The following is a 12,392-nucleotide window of genomic DNA, read 5'->3' on the forward strand; positions in this document are numbered from 1 at the left end:
CCGCTAGAGTGGGCGCTCTTGACGGGATGACGAGGTTGCGATGCAGGGCAGAGGACGACCGCCGTTTTGGGTGCTGATGGGCGCAGTCATGCTGTCGCCCCTGGCCATCGATATCTATCTGCCGGCGTTGACCGCGATGGCGCGCGAGTACGAGCGTCCGTTCGCCGCGCTCCAGGTGACCATCACCCTGTTCCTGCTCAGCGTGGGCGTCGGGCAGGTACTGGTAGGGCCGCTGGCCGACCGCTTTGGGCGCCGGCCGGTGTTGCTCGGCGGCGCCCTGACCTATTTCGCCGGGGCGCTGATGGGGCTGAGTGCCGCAAGTCTGGAGTGGCTCTATGCCGCCCGCGTGTTGCAGGGGCTGGGCGCCTGCGCCACGGTCACGGTGGCTTTCGCCGCGGTGCGCGACAGCTATCCGCCAGAGACCGGGGCCAAGCTCTACAGCTATCTCAACGGCTCGCTGACGCTGGTACCCTCGCTCGCTCCGGTGATCGGTGGCGCGCTCACCGTGGCTTTCGGCTGGCGCAGCAACTTCGCTTTCATGATGGCCTTTGCCGCGCTGCTGTGTTTCGGCGCCTGGTGGCGCTTCGGCGAGACGCGGCCGGCCGATACCCCGATAGAACGCCGTCTCTACCGCTGGTCACGCTATCGTCCGGTGCTCGGCCACCCGCGCTTTCTCTATTATGCGCTGGTGGTGAGCACGATGATGGCGGCGATTCTGGTCTACGTCTCGGCCGCCCCGGTGATCGTGATGGATCGGCTAGGGCAGCCCGAGTGGGTGTTCAGCCTGTGGTTCGGCGCCAACGCGCTGGTGAGCACCCTGGCGTTCTTCTTCGTGCCACGCTTGATGCATCGCTGGGGGCGCCAAGCCACGGTAAAACGCGGGCTCGTGGTGGTGGTGGGCGGTGGCGTGCTGGTCTCCGCGCTCTACCTGGGCGTGCCGCTCTCCGTGGCCACCTTCATGGCGCCGGTGGCGCTACTCTCGGTGGGCTTCTCGATGATATTGGGTTCCGCGGCCAGCCTGGCGTTGGAGCCGTTTCCCGAGCGCGCCGGCACCGCCGCGGCGCTGCTCGGGGCGATCCAGCTGGGCGGCGGGGCGATCGTCGCCACCCTGGCGCTGATGACGCCGCTGGCACCTCAATTCACGCTCACCGCGCTGTGCACCGGCGGCGGGCTGCTGCTGTGGTGCCTGGCGCGGCGCTGGGGCTGAGGGCGGCGAGGCAGCCCATAGCGGTCTGGCGTAGCCAGGGCGAGCAGCCGTCGCGGCGGCGTGCTGCTAGGCTTTGTATCAAAGTCGGCGAATGAAGGCAGTTTTGCGTACAACGCCTAGACTGCATGGCGGTGACAGCGGAAGATCAAGGCGCGGCGCGAGCGTCGCCCCAAGGAAAGGATTCGATCGGTATGGCCAGTCATGGCGAGGGCACTACGTGGTTGATACTCAACGGCAAGTCCGCGCAGCAGCCGGAGATTCGCAGCGCGGTGACGTCGCTGCGTGAGCGGGGGCACGACCTGGCGGTGCGTGTCACCTGGGGGGGGGGGACGGGACTCGGCTGGTCGACGAAGCGGTGGCGGCGGGCGCCGCCCGGGTGATCGCCGGCGGCGGCGATGGCTCGATCAACGAGACCGTCGCCGGGTTGATGCGCCACCCGGCCGAGCAGCGTCCCGCGCTGGGTATTCTGCCGCTGGGCAGCGCCAACGACTTCGCCCATGGTCTCGAACTGCCGATGACCCCGACGGCCGCGCTCGAGCTGGCGCTGACCGGCGATACCCGGCGTGTGGATGTCGGCATGCTTGATGACGAGGCGTTCATCAATGTCGCCTCCGGGGGCTTCGGTGCCGAGATCACCACCTCGACCCCTGTCGGGCTCAAACGCCTGCTCGGCGGCGGGGCCTACTCGCTGATGGGGATGCTCAAGGCGTGGAACTACCAGCCGTTCGAGGGGCATCTGCGCTGGCCCGAGGGTGAGGCGCGGGTGCCGCTGTTCATGCTGGCGATCGGCAACGGGGCCCAGGCCGGCGGCGGTCAGCGGCTGGCGCCTTCGGCCCGGATCGACGATGGTCTGCTGGAGCTGTTGTTCGTGCGCCACTTCAGCTCGCTCGGCGAGCTCAAGCGCATCATCGATGAACTGGAGAATCTGCCCAACGACGGCGAGTTCGTACGCTATCTGCGGGTGCCGTGGGTGGAGTTCGACAGCGACGGCGCCTTCCCGCTCAACCTCGATGGCGAGCCGCGTCGCTATCGTCGCTTCCGCGCCTCGCTGGAGAGTGAGGCGTTGCCGCTGGTGGTGCCGTCGCGCTGCCCGTTATTGAGAGATGACTGAGAGACGACCGAGCGATCATTGACCCCAGCCTTCGGGAGAGCACGATATGGATGACTTCATGCAGGCGGCTATCGAGCAGGCGCGTCTGGGTCTGGAAGAGGGCGGCGTGCCGATCGGCTCAGTGCTGGTGCACGAGGGGCGGATCATCGGGCGCGGCCACAATCAGCGCCAGCAGCGCGGCAGCGCCGTGCTGCACGGCGAAATGGATGCGCTGGAGAACGCCGGCCGACAGCCTGCCAGCGTCTACCGCAACAGTGTGCTCTACACCACGCTGTCGCCGTGTTCGATGTGCAGCGGGGCGATCCTGCTCTATGGCATACCGCGGGTGGTGGTGGGGGAGAACCGCACCTTCCTCGGCGAGGAGGCGCTGCTGCGCGAGCGCGGCGTCAGCGTCGAGGTGCTCGACGACGCCACTTGCCGCGAGCTGATGACGCGTTTCATCGATGCTCATCCCGAGGTCTGGAACGAAGATATCGGCGAGAGCTGACGCGGCCGGCGACACCGGCATGAAAGGGTGCCCAGATATGCGATGCCGTGAACACGGCGCACATGCAAACGGCGCGCATAAAAAAGCCCACCGCTAAGGTGGGCTTTCTTCTCAAGGGCGGGCTAACTCAGCCGCTGACCTTGATGTTGGCGGCCTGAAGGCCTTTCTTGCCCTGGGTGACGTCGAAGGTGACCTTCTGGCCGTCTTGCAGGGTTTTGAAGCCTTCTGCCTGAATTTCGGAGAAGTGCGCGAACAGGTCATCGCCGCCGTCATCGGGAGAGATGAACCCGTAGCCTTTGGTGTCGTTAAACCATTTGACAGTGCCGGTTGCCATTGTCGATTTCCTTAACTTGCTAGTAGTGAAGCCGAGCACCCCCCACGGGCAGCTCGAAATGCGTGGTAAGACTAGGGGGGAATGCGCAAGAGGAGTTCGACGAGCGACTGACAACTGACGACATTCTACCTGCAAACCTACGCAGCGGATGATGCATGGGGGTCATCTGGACCGTCAAGCGCTGCGGCTTGACTTTGGTCGTGTGATCTCCATGCCCCGCTAAAGCACCATAGATGGAAAAAACGTGCACGTCTACAGCCCTTCCGCGCCTTTTTTCCGGGGCGATCGCGGCACCGGGTATGGTTTTCTTAACCCTTTTTAAGAAGTTACCCATATGTATATGACGATTGGATTGCACCGTTCGCGGCGGGCTAGAGGATTCGACTGGCATTCGTCTGCCGCCAAGAGACCCTTGCCAGTGCTCTAGGCAAGCGCAGGGTGCATGAAGAGGGGGCTCTCGGGTAAGCTATCGCTCACCGCGAGCCTGGCTCGCGGTATCTGTGTTTGGACAGTTCAGGAGTTGTTTCCGTGGCACGAGGCGAAGTCGCACTCAACGATACCCACAGCAAGATCATCGGCTACCTGTTGTGGATCTTCGGTTTCACCGGTTCTCACCGCTTCTATTATGGCAAGCCGGTCACCGGTACCCTATGGTTTCTGACGCTGGGATTGCTCGGCATCGGCTGGCTGATCGATCTGTTCCTGATCCCGGCCATGGATCGGCAGGCGGATCTGCGTTTCCGCGCCGGCCCGATCAGCTACACCCTGGCGTGGATACTGCTCACCTTTTTGGGTGTCTTCGGCATCCACCGCATGTACATGGGCAAGTGGCTAACCGGTCTGCTCTATCTGGTGACAGGTGGCTTCTTCCTGCTCGGCGTGCTCTACGATTTCTGGACCCTCAACGATCAGATCTCGCTCAAGCACGCGCGCCGCGGTCTCTAACCCTGGCTGATGCGGCCGCATCTCTTTTCAACGTCCCAGGGTTTCAAAGTTAAAGCGTTTCAACGTCACAGGGAGGTGACGCATGGCGGAGCGGCTGAAGCTCACCGCTATCTTCGAAACTCTCGACGAGCGTGTCGAGGATGACACCATCACCCTCAGTGACATCGTCGAGACCTTCAATGCACGCGGTTTCGGCCCGGTGGTGCTGATACCGGGGTTGATCGCGCTGCTGCCCACCGGCGGCGTGCCGGGCGTGCCCAGCCTGTGCGGAATCTTCATCGCGCTGATGGCGATCCAGCTGGTGCTCGGGCGGCGCGCGCCCTGGCTGCCCCGGCGACTCGCCCAGCGGGGTATCAGTCACGACCGCTGGCACCGCATCACCGCACGCGCCAAGCCCTGGACCCGGCGTATCGATCGCCTGCTGCAGCCGCGCCTGACGTGGCTGCTGGGCAGTTTGACCCAGCGCCTGCTGGCGCTGCTGATGACCCTGCTGGGGCTGTCGATGATGCCGCTGGAGTTGCTGCCATTCGCGGCCGCGCTGCCGGCGCTGGCGATCGTGGTAATGGCACTGGGGCTGACCGCCGGTGACGGCCTGATGATGCTGGCGGGGCTGTTGATTACCCTCGGTGGAGGCATTGGGCTGGGTATCTGGTTGCTGTAATTCCCTCACCCAGGGCCCCAGTCTTGCTGGGCAAGGCTGGGGCCCTCGACACTCTCTGCCAGACCCTGCTGCCGGACCCTGCGGGCGACGCGCGGGGGCCGGCAGAGCCTCCTTCAGAGAACGACGAGTCCCTCAGTTACGGGCGATCAGGGTCGGATCGTAGCGCCCCTGGCGCTCGGCCGGCGTCAGCATGGCCACGCCCTGGGTATCACCCTGCTTGGCGAGACTCTCGAAGATCACCCGATAGGCGAGCACCGCTTGCACGTAGTCGCGGGTCTCGCGGAACGGGATACTCTCGACGAAGCGGTCGAACTCCTGCGGGGCACTGGTCAGCCAGCGGTCGACCCGCTGGGGCCCGGCGTTGTAGGCGGCGGTGGCGGCAATACGGTTGCCGCGATAGCGCTCCAGCATGCTGCGGATATAGCTGCTGCCGAGGCGGATATTGGTCTGCGGCTGGAACAGCTCGCTACTGCTGGGCGCGGCGATGCCGAGCTGGCGCGCCACGTGGTCGGCAGTACCTGGCATCAGCTGCATCAGGCCGCGGGCACCCACCGGCGACATCGCCTCGGGGTTGAAGGCGCTCTCGCGGCGGGCAATGCCCATCAGCAGGAAGGGGTCGACCTGCTGGCGCTCGCCCCAGTGCAGGAAGGATTCGCGATAGGCGGCCGGGAAGCGCCACGGCAGGGCGTCCCACTGCTTGGCGGCGATGGTGGTCTGCACCGCCATGGCGTACCAGCCCTGGCGGATGGCGTAGTCGGCCAGGGCCGCGGCCTGCTCCGGGGTATCGCGGGCGGCGGCGGTATACCACTCGCTGCGCGCCAGCCCCTCCTCGCCGATGCGCATCAGCGCTTCGGTGCGCTGGACCACCGGCAGCATGTTGGCCAGCTCCTGCTGTAGCGTGGTGACACGAGTGTCGCTCATCTGCAGATGATAAGGCTGGCCCAGGCGGTCGGCGGCGGCGAAGCCGAAGAAGCTGCGCTCGCTGGCCGCGTTCGCATAGGCACGGCGCGCGGCCTCGTCGTTGCCCAGTGCCGCCTGGGCGCGTCCCAGCCAGTACTGCCAGTGGGCGTCGCCGCGCGCCTCGGCGGGCAGCGCCTGGGTCCAGCGCACAACGTTCTGCCAATGGCCCGCGGTCACCGCATTGCGGATGCGCAGTTCGATCAGGTCGGCGTCGGCGAGCCGCGGCAGGTTGGCGTCGACCCAGCCCTGATTGTTGGCGACATCGCGGACCATGGAGTAGAACGCCAGGTCGTGCTCGACGCGCTCACGCTGCGCGTCGCTCAGTGCGGCGTGCGGCGCGATCTTGCGCCATGCCTCCAGTGCGGCCTCGGTATCGGCGCGGGTGAAAGCGTGCATGGTGGCCGCGGTCAGCGCACCGGCGGCACCTTTCCCGGGACCCAGGTCCTGGGGGATCTGGGTGACCGCAGCGTAGTTGGCACTGAGGCGCTCGAACTGGGTGATGGCGGGCTGCCAGGCATCTCCCAGATTCCGCTCGAGATAGCTCACCAGGCCGCTCTGGCCGTTCTCCCAGGCCAGCATCATGCGCTCCCAGGTGTCCTCGTCGGTGAGCACGCCGCGCTGGGTCAGGGTGGCAAACAGGGTGTCGCAGGCGTCCGGCTGGGAGGCGCCGACATGCCACAGCTTCTCGCCGCCTGCCGCGGCGCGGGCGGGGTCACGGTCGAGCAGGGCGGTATAGTAGTAGCACTGACGAATGGCCCCGTCGGGCTCGCCGTCGCTGATCGCGAGCAGATCGGCGAAACGGCCCAGCTGACCGAAGCGCGTCTGCGCCGTACCGCGCATCCATCCCGCCAGCGGCGAGTCGCCGTAGCGGGTGATGAAGTCGTTGACCTCGGCGGCGGAGGCGGTGCTCAGGCGCGCGCGCAGGCGATGGTACTCGACGTAGCCGGCGAGCACGTGATCCTGGATCGCGGCCTGGTCGATCGCGTCCCAGCGCTGGTCGCGCGCGGCGTCCAGGGCCTGCTTCATCACCAGGTCGTCGCTCGATGTGGCGGCCAGGGCCGGGGCGGCCAGCGCCAGCCCCAGGGCACCGGCGAAACAGCGGCGCAGCCAGGGTTGGCGCTTGCCGAGACTACGCTGAAGAAATGCGGGCATTGGGAACTCTCTCATCGGGTCGGTGCCTCTCACGCCGGGGCAGGCCGCCGGCATGGATGTCGTGCGCCGGGGGCGGCATGGCCGCGCCACTGTCCCCGGCGTTGAATCCAGGCACAATCGTAACCATGTATAGCCTCAGGGCGCCATTGCCCATCGCCCGATAAGCGGCGCTTTTCTCAAGGAGGCCGAGCGTATGACACCTTGGCGTTGGTTGACTCAACTCTCGCGGCTCAAGCAGCGCGGTGGCGCGCTGGCGCGTATCGGCCGGGCTTTCCGGGTATTCGGCCCGATGACCGCCGACGTGGTGCGCGGACGCTACCGCCCGGTGCCGTGGGCGGCCTTCGCCTGGATGGCCGCGGCGCTGGTCTATCTGGTCTCGCCGCTCGATCTGATTCCCGACTTCCTGATGGTGATCGGCCTGGTCGACGACGTCTTCATCGTCGGCTGGCTGCTCACCCGGGTCGATCGTGCGCTCGACGGCTACCGGCGCTGGAAGGGCTGGGACGACGATTCCGCCGCGCCCAACGCGGTGGCTGAGAATCGCGGGGCCTGAAACGGCGATGGTTGAAAAGCCGCTACCCACCCCCATATCGCTGATCGTCTTCATTTCCTTGGTCTTTTACTTCGCAACCGTGTCAAGAGGCTCACCGATGACCACTGCCACCCAAGAAGAAACGCTCGGTTTCCAGACCGAGGTCAAGCAGCTGTTGCACTTGATGATCCACTCCCTGTACTCCAACCGGGAGATCTTCCTGCGTGAGCTGATCTCCAACGCGGCCGACGCCTGCGACAAGCTGCGTTACGAAGCGCTGGAGAACGACGCGCTCTACGGTCAGGACCCGGAGCTCAGGATCGAGATCGAACACGATGCCGACGCCGGCACCGTCACCGTGCGCGACACCGGCATCGGTATGAGCCGCGACGAGGTGATCCAGAATCTCGGCACCATCGCCAAGAGCGGCACCGCCGAATTCCTCAAGCAGCTCCCGGCGAAAAGCAGAAGGATGCCAAGCTGATCGGCCAGTTCGGGTGGGGTTCTACTCCGGCTTCATCGTCGCCGATGAGATGGTGGTGCGCACCCGCCGTGCCGACAACGAGCAGGGCGTGGAGTGGCGCTCCAAGGGCGAGGGCGAGTTCACCATCGCCGATATCGAGCGCCCCGAGCGCGGTACCGAGATCGTGCTGCACCTCAAGGAGGACGCCAAGGAGTTCGCCGACGACTTCCGCCTCAAGAATCTGGTGCGCAAGTACTCCGACCATATCGACGTGCCGGTGCGCATGCCCAAGGTCGAGAAGGCCCGTGACGAAGAGGGCAACGAGATCGACGGCAGCGAGACCGTCAGCTGGGAGACGGTCAACGAGGCGACCGCGCTGTGGTGCGGCCCAAGGCCGAGATCAGCGACGACGAGTACAAGGCGTTCTACAAGCACATCGCCCATGACTTCAGCGACCCGCTGACCTGGAGCCATAACAAGGTCGAGGGCAAGCTCGAGTACACCAGCCTGCTCTACGTGCCCGAGCGCGCCCCGTTCGATCTCTATCAGCGTGACGGCGTGCGCGGGCTCAAGCTCTATGTCCAGCGCGTCTTCATCATGGACGACGCCGAAGCCTTCCTGCCGCTCTACCTGCGTTTCGTCAAGGGCGTGCTCGACTCCAAGGATCTGCCGCTCAACGTCTCGCGCGAGCTGCTGCAGAAGTCACCCCAGGTCGATTCGATGAAGTCGGCGCTGACCAAGCGTGCGCTGGACATGCTCAAGAAGCTGGCCAAGGACAAGGAGGCCTATCAGACCTTCTGGAACACCTTCGGCAGCGTGCTCAAGGAGGGGCCGGCGGAGGACTACGCCAACCGTGACAAGATCGCCGAGCTGCTGCGCTTCTCGACCACCCATACCGACAGCAGCGTGCAGGACCAGTCGCTGGCGGACTACGTCGAGCGCATGAAGGCGGGCCAGCAGAAGATCTATTACATCGTCGCCGATAGCTTCAACGCCGCGCGCCACAGCCCGCACCTGGAGATCTTCCGCAAGAAGGGCATCGAGGTGGTGCTGCTGCACGACCGCATCGACGAGTGGCTGATGAGCCACCTCACCGAGTTCGACGGCAAGTCGCTGGCCGACGTGGCCAAGGGCGACCTGGACCTCGACGACATGGCTGACGAGGCCGAGAAGCAGGCCCAGGAAGAGACCGCCAAGGCCAAGGAAGATCTGGTCAAGCGGGTCAAGGAGGCGCTGGGCGAGGATGTCCAGGAGGTTCGTGTGACCCACCGGCTGACCGATTCGCCGGCCTGCGTGGTGCTGCCCGAGCACGAGATGGGCTTCCAGATGCGCCGGCTGATGGAGGCCGCAGGCCAGACCCTGCCCGAGGTCAAGCCGATCCTCGAGCTCAATCCAGAGCATGCGCTGGTCGCCCGACTGGAGTCCGCCGACGGTGAACGCTTCGGCGATCTGTCGCGCATTCTGCTCGATCAGGCGGTGATCGCCGAGGGCGGTCATCTCGATGATCCGGCCGCCTACGTGAAGCGTCTCAATGCGCTGCTGAGCGCCTGACCGCTCCGACGCCGACCTCGCTCGGCACCACGTCCGCTGGCTCGGCCGGCCCCGTCACGGGGCCGGCCGAGTGCTTTCCGGGACCGGAAAAGTCACACCCTTGATGACGATTTTGCACGTTATTTACTCAACTTGGCGGCGAATTGCTGTTAGCCTGCTGCCATCTTTCCATACGAGGAGCGCCACTATGTCGCGATCCTTTCCCCCGGCCGGCGGGCGATCGCCCCGCTGGCCGGGGCTCAGTCGTCGTACCACCGCCCTGGCCTTGACTGCCGTACTGACCCTGGCGCAAGCCCCGTTTCCGATGTCGGCTCAGGCCGAACCGGCATCCGAAACTGCGCCCACCCTCTACAGTAGCGTCACCCAGCCAGCCTTGGACCCGGTCAGCGAGCTGCCCGATCTGCGCGAGTACAAGGCCGGTGCCAAGCGCAAGGCGGCCTTCCTCGGTCTGCTGGTGCCGCTGGTCCAGGCCGAAAATGCGCAGATTCAGCGCGACCGCAACTGGCTGTTCGCGATCAGCACCCGGGTCAATCCGCTGCGCGACGACGAAAAGGCGCGCCTGGCGCGGCTGTGCGACGCCTACGGGGTGAGTTGCAAGCCGGGCCAGGTGAGCCAGGAGTTGCTCAGCCGGGTCAATACCATTCCGCTGGAGATGGTGGTGATCCAGGCCGTCGAGGAGTCCGGCTGGGGCACCTCGCGTATCGCCCGTGAGAGCAACAACCTGTTCGGCATGCGCTGCTTCTCGCCCGGTTGTGGCATCGCCCAGAACGGCACCTCGCGGCGCTTTCAGGTGTTCGACAGCGTGCGCGACGGGGTGCGTGCCTATCTACACAATCTCAATACTCACCGTGCCTATACCCAGCTGCGCCAAGAGCGCATGACGCTGGCCACGCGCGGGCGCTCGATCTCGGCCGAGCGGCTGATCGGCAAGCTGCATAACTACTCCACCTCACCCGACTATCAGCAACAGCTGCTGGCGCTGCTGCGCACCAATGGCGAGCTGATCCGCGACCACGGTCTGGATGCCGGCGACAGCGACGCCAGCCCGGCCTGAGACCACCTCTCCCGACCTTTCATGCCACGCCTCGCGCCTGCCCTCGGGCAGCGCCCGGCGGGGGCCGCCTGCGATGCACGCTGGTGTGTATGACATGGTGTGCAGGGCCGCGGGGTGAGGGTGTAAGCTAGGGAGTCATTCCCGCCACTATCACGCCACGATACTCGCCACTACCTTACCCCGCTTCGAGGAGGACGGCATGACGGCTGACAACGGTCTCGACGCGCTGGTTTTCGATAACGTCTGGTCGCGCTTCCCGGAGGACTTCTTTACCCGGGTCACGCCCAGTGTGTGGGCCGAGACGCGACTGCTCGATCTGAGCCCGACCGCGGCGCTGCGGCTCGGCCTCGACCCCGAGGCGATCGACCGCGATCGGCTCACCGCGCTGATGAGCGGCGCGACCATGCTGCCGGGCATGGACCCGCTGGCACAGAAGTACACCGGGCACCAGTTCGGCACCTACAATCCGGCACTGGGCGACGGCCGTGGGCTGCTGCTGGGTGAGGCGCTGACCCCGCAGGGGCCCTGCGATCTGCATCTCAAGGGCGCCGGCCAGACGCCGTATTCGCGTTTCGGCGACGGCCGCGCGGTGCTGCGCTCGTCGATCCGCGAGTATCTCGCCGGCGAGGCGATGGCCGGTCTACGCATTCCCACTACCCTGGCGCTGGCGGTCGCGGTCAATGGCGAGAAGGTGATGCGCGAGCGGGTCGAGCCCGGTGCCACCCTGCTGCGTGTGGCCGAGAGCCACGTGCGCTTCGGCCACTTCGAGTGGCTCTACCAGCAGAAGCGCAGCGACGACATCGAACATCTGATGCACCACGTGATCGAGCGTCATCGGCCGCAGCTCGCGACCCAGCCGGCACCGCTGGAGGCGCTCTATCAGGATGTGGTGACACGCACCGCTGAGCTGATCGCGCGCTGGCAGGCCTACGGCTTCGTGCACGCGGTGATGAACACCGACAACATGTCGATCCTGGGGCTGACGCTGGACTATGGCCCCTACGCCTTCATGGATCGCTTCGACCCTCAGCTCACCCCTAATCACACCGATGCCAGCGGGCGCTACGCTTTCGACCAGCAGCCCGGGGTCGCGCTGTGGAACCTCACCGTGCTGGCCCAGTGTCTGACGCCGCTGATCGATCCCGAGCGTTTGCGCGAGATCCTCGACAGCTACGAGCCAACGCTGCAGGCGGCCTACGCCATCCTGATGCGCGCTCGGTTGGGGCTGGAGGTCGAGCGCGAGGAAGATGGGGCGCTGATCGATGACTGGCTGGAGATGCTGGGGCGGGCGCAGGCGGATTTCCACCGCAGCTTCCGCGCCCTGTCCGAGAACGATGTCGCCGGTGGGCTGGTGCTCGGTGAAGAGGTCGCTGATCCCCAGCTCGATGAGTGGCTCAAGCGTTACCGTGCGCGTCTCGCGCATGAGTCGCGGGGCGAGACCGAGCGGCTGGCGGCGATGCGCCGGGTCAACCCGCTCTACGTGCTGCGCACCCATCTGGCGCAGCAGGTGATCGAAGCGGCCCAGGCCGGTGATGCCGAGCCGCTGCGTACCTTCCGCGAGCTGCTGGCGTCGCCGTTCGAGGCGCGCCCGGGCATGGCCGCCTGGGCCGAAGCGCCAGCGGCCAGCGCGCCGCCGGTGCCTCTCCTGTTCCTCTTGAGCCTGTCTCGAGTTTTTCCTGAGCCGACCTCGACTCCGCCTCCGCCAGGTGCCGCCCGGGGCCTGGCGCAGAGGCTTCCCGCCCCGACGCGTCGGCCTCGACCCGTTCGCCGCGCTAGAGACGCGCAAAGCGCCCCTTTCAGGGCGAATAAGGGATGCGTTATGGCATCGATAACTCATGCTGAAGGTCTGTTTTTCGCCTTTTGAATCAAAGGGTTGAGCATGTTTTTAAGCATAACGATTCAGTTATGGCCATCATAAAATATTGATCGGGTTGG

At 65.8% G+C, this 12,392-nt stretch carries 11 protein-coding genes and 1 pseudogene; 10 read left to right on the forward strand and 2 right to left on the reverse strand.

All coding sequences use genetic code 11. The annotated features are described in order from the left end of the window. Positions 1–40: 40 nt before the first annotated feature. From CN538_RS14750 to CN538_RS14760, 4 genes are all read left to right on the forward strand, one after another. The gene (locus tag CN538_RS14750; RefSeq protein ID WP_207233513.1) at positions 41–1,207 is read left to right on the forward strand and encodes a multidrug effflux MFS transporter; all 1,167 of its coding nucleotides are present in this window, start codon (positions 41–43) and stop codon (positions 1,205–1,207) included. A 191-nt stretch (positions 1,208–1,398) separates the two neighbouring features. Beyond that, positions 1,399–1,587: a hypothetical protein gene (locus CN538_RS25355; RefSeq protein ID WP_340638122.1), complete on the forward strand. Its 189-nt coding sequence runs from the start codon at positions 1,399–1,401 to the stop codon at positions 1,585–1,587. After that, positions 1,563–2,318, forward strand: a complete 756-nt coding sequence (locus tag CN538_RS14755) for a YegS/Rv2252/BmrU family lipid kinase (RefSeq protein ID WP_340638123.1) — start codon at positions 1,563–1,565, stop codon at positions 2,316–2,318. The genes CN538_RS25355 and CN538_RS14755 overlap by 25 nt, the downstream gene beginning before the upstream one ends. Before the next feature lie 46 nt (positions 2,319–2,364). Next, positions 2,365–2,805 carry a nucleoside deaminase gene (locus CN538_RS14760; protein WP_106419933.1) on the forward strand — a complete coding sequence of 147 codons (441 nt, stop codon included), beginning with the start codon at positions 2,365–2,367 and terminating at the stop codon, positions 2,803–2,805. Between the two features lie 127 nt (positions 2,806–2,932). On the opposite strand, the gene CN538_RS14765 is transcribed toward CN538_RS14760, so the two are convergent. Beyond that, on the reverse strand, positions 2,933–3,139 hold the full coding sequence (locus tag CN538_RS14765; protein WP_035471072.1) for a cold-shock protein: 207 nt from the start codon (positions 3,137–3,139) through the stop codon (positions 2,933–2,935). 528 nt (positions 3,140–3,667) lie between these two features. Between CN538_RS14765 and CN538_RS14770 the strand changes: the two genes are divergently transcribed. Both CN538_RS14770 and CN538_RS14775 read left to right on the forward strand, forming a co-directional pair. After that, a complete protein-coding gene (locus CN538_RS14770; RefSeq protein ID WP_035471070.1) occupies positions 3,668–4,084 on the forward strand; it encodes an NINE protein in 417 nt (138 codons plus the stop codon). Between the two features lie 82 nt (positions 4,085–4,166). Continuing rightward, entirely contained in the window at positions 4,167–4,745 is a 579-nt protein-coding gene (locus CN538_RS14775) for an exopolysaccharide biosynthesis protein (protein ID WP_106419934.1), read from the forward strand. A 132-nt stretch (positions 4,746–4,877) separates the two neighbouring features. Here the strand turns inward: CN538_RS14775 and CN538_RS14780 are convergent, their stop codons facing one another. After that, entirely contained in the window at positions 4,878–6,857 is a 1,980-nt protein-coding gene (locus tag CN538_RS14780; RefSeq protein ID WP_106419935.1) for a transglycosylase SLT domain-containing protein, read from the reverse strand. Positions 6,858–7,050: 193 nt separating this feature from the next. Between CN538_RS14780 and CN538_RS14785 the strand changes: the two genes are divergently transcribed. The 4 genes and pseudogenes from CN538_RS14785 to CN538_RS14800 all read left to right on the forward strand — a co-directional run bounded on the left by CN538_RS14785 (position 7,051) and on the right by CN538_RS14800 (position 12,321). Beyond that, positions 7,051–7,410 (forward strand): YkvA family protein, encoded by a 360-nt coding sequence (locus CN538_RS14785; protein WP_106419936.1) that lies wholly within the window; start codon positions 7,051–7,053, stop codon positions 7,408–7,410. A gap of 97 nt (positions 7,411–7,507) precedes the next feature. Continuing rightward, a pseudogene (gene htpG / locus CN538_RS14790) lies at positions 7,508–9,403 on the forward strand (molecular chaperone HtpG). Between the two features lie 187 nt (positions 9,404–9,590). Beyond that, a complete protein-coding gene (locus tag CN538_RS14795) occupies positions 9,591–10,457 on the forward strand; it encodes a glucosaminidase domain-containing protein (protein ID WP_242495185.1) in 867 nt (288 codons plus the stop codon). A gap of 199 nt (positions 10,458–10,656) precedes the next feature. After that, complete coding sequence (locus CN538_RS14800; protein ID WP_106419937.1) at positions 10,657–12,321, forward strand: protein adenylyltransferase SelO; 1,665 nt, start codon at positions 10,657–10,659, stop codon at positions 12,319–12,321. Positions 12,322–12,392: the final 71 nt, after the last annotated feature.

Origin of the sequence: Salinicola tamaricis, assembly GCF_003006155.1 — a bacterium.
GTDB classification, from domain to species: Bacteria; Pseudomonadota; Gammaproteobacteria; order Pseudomonadales; family Halomonadaceae; genus Salinicola; species Salinicola tamaricis.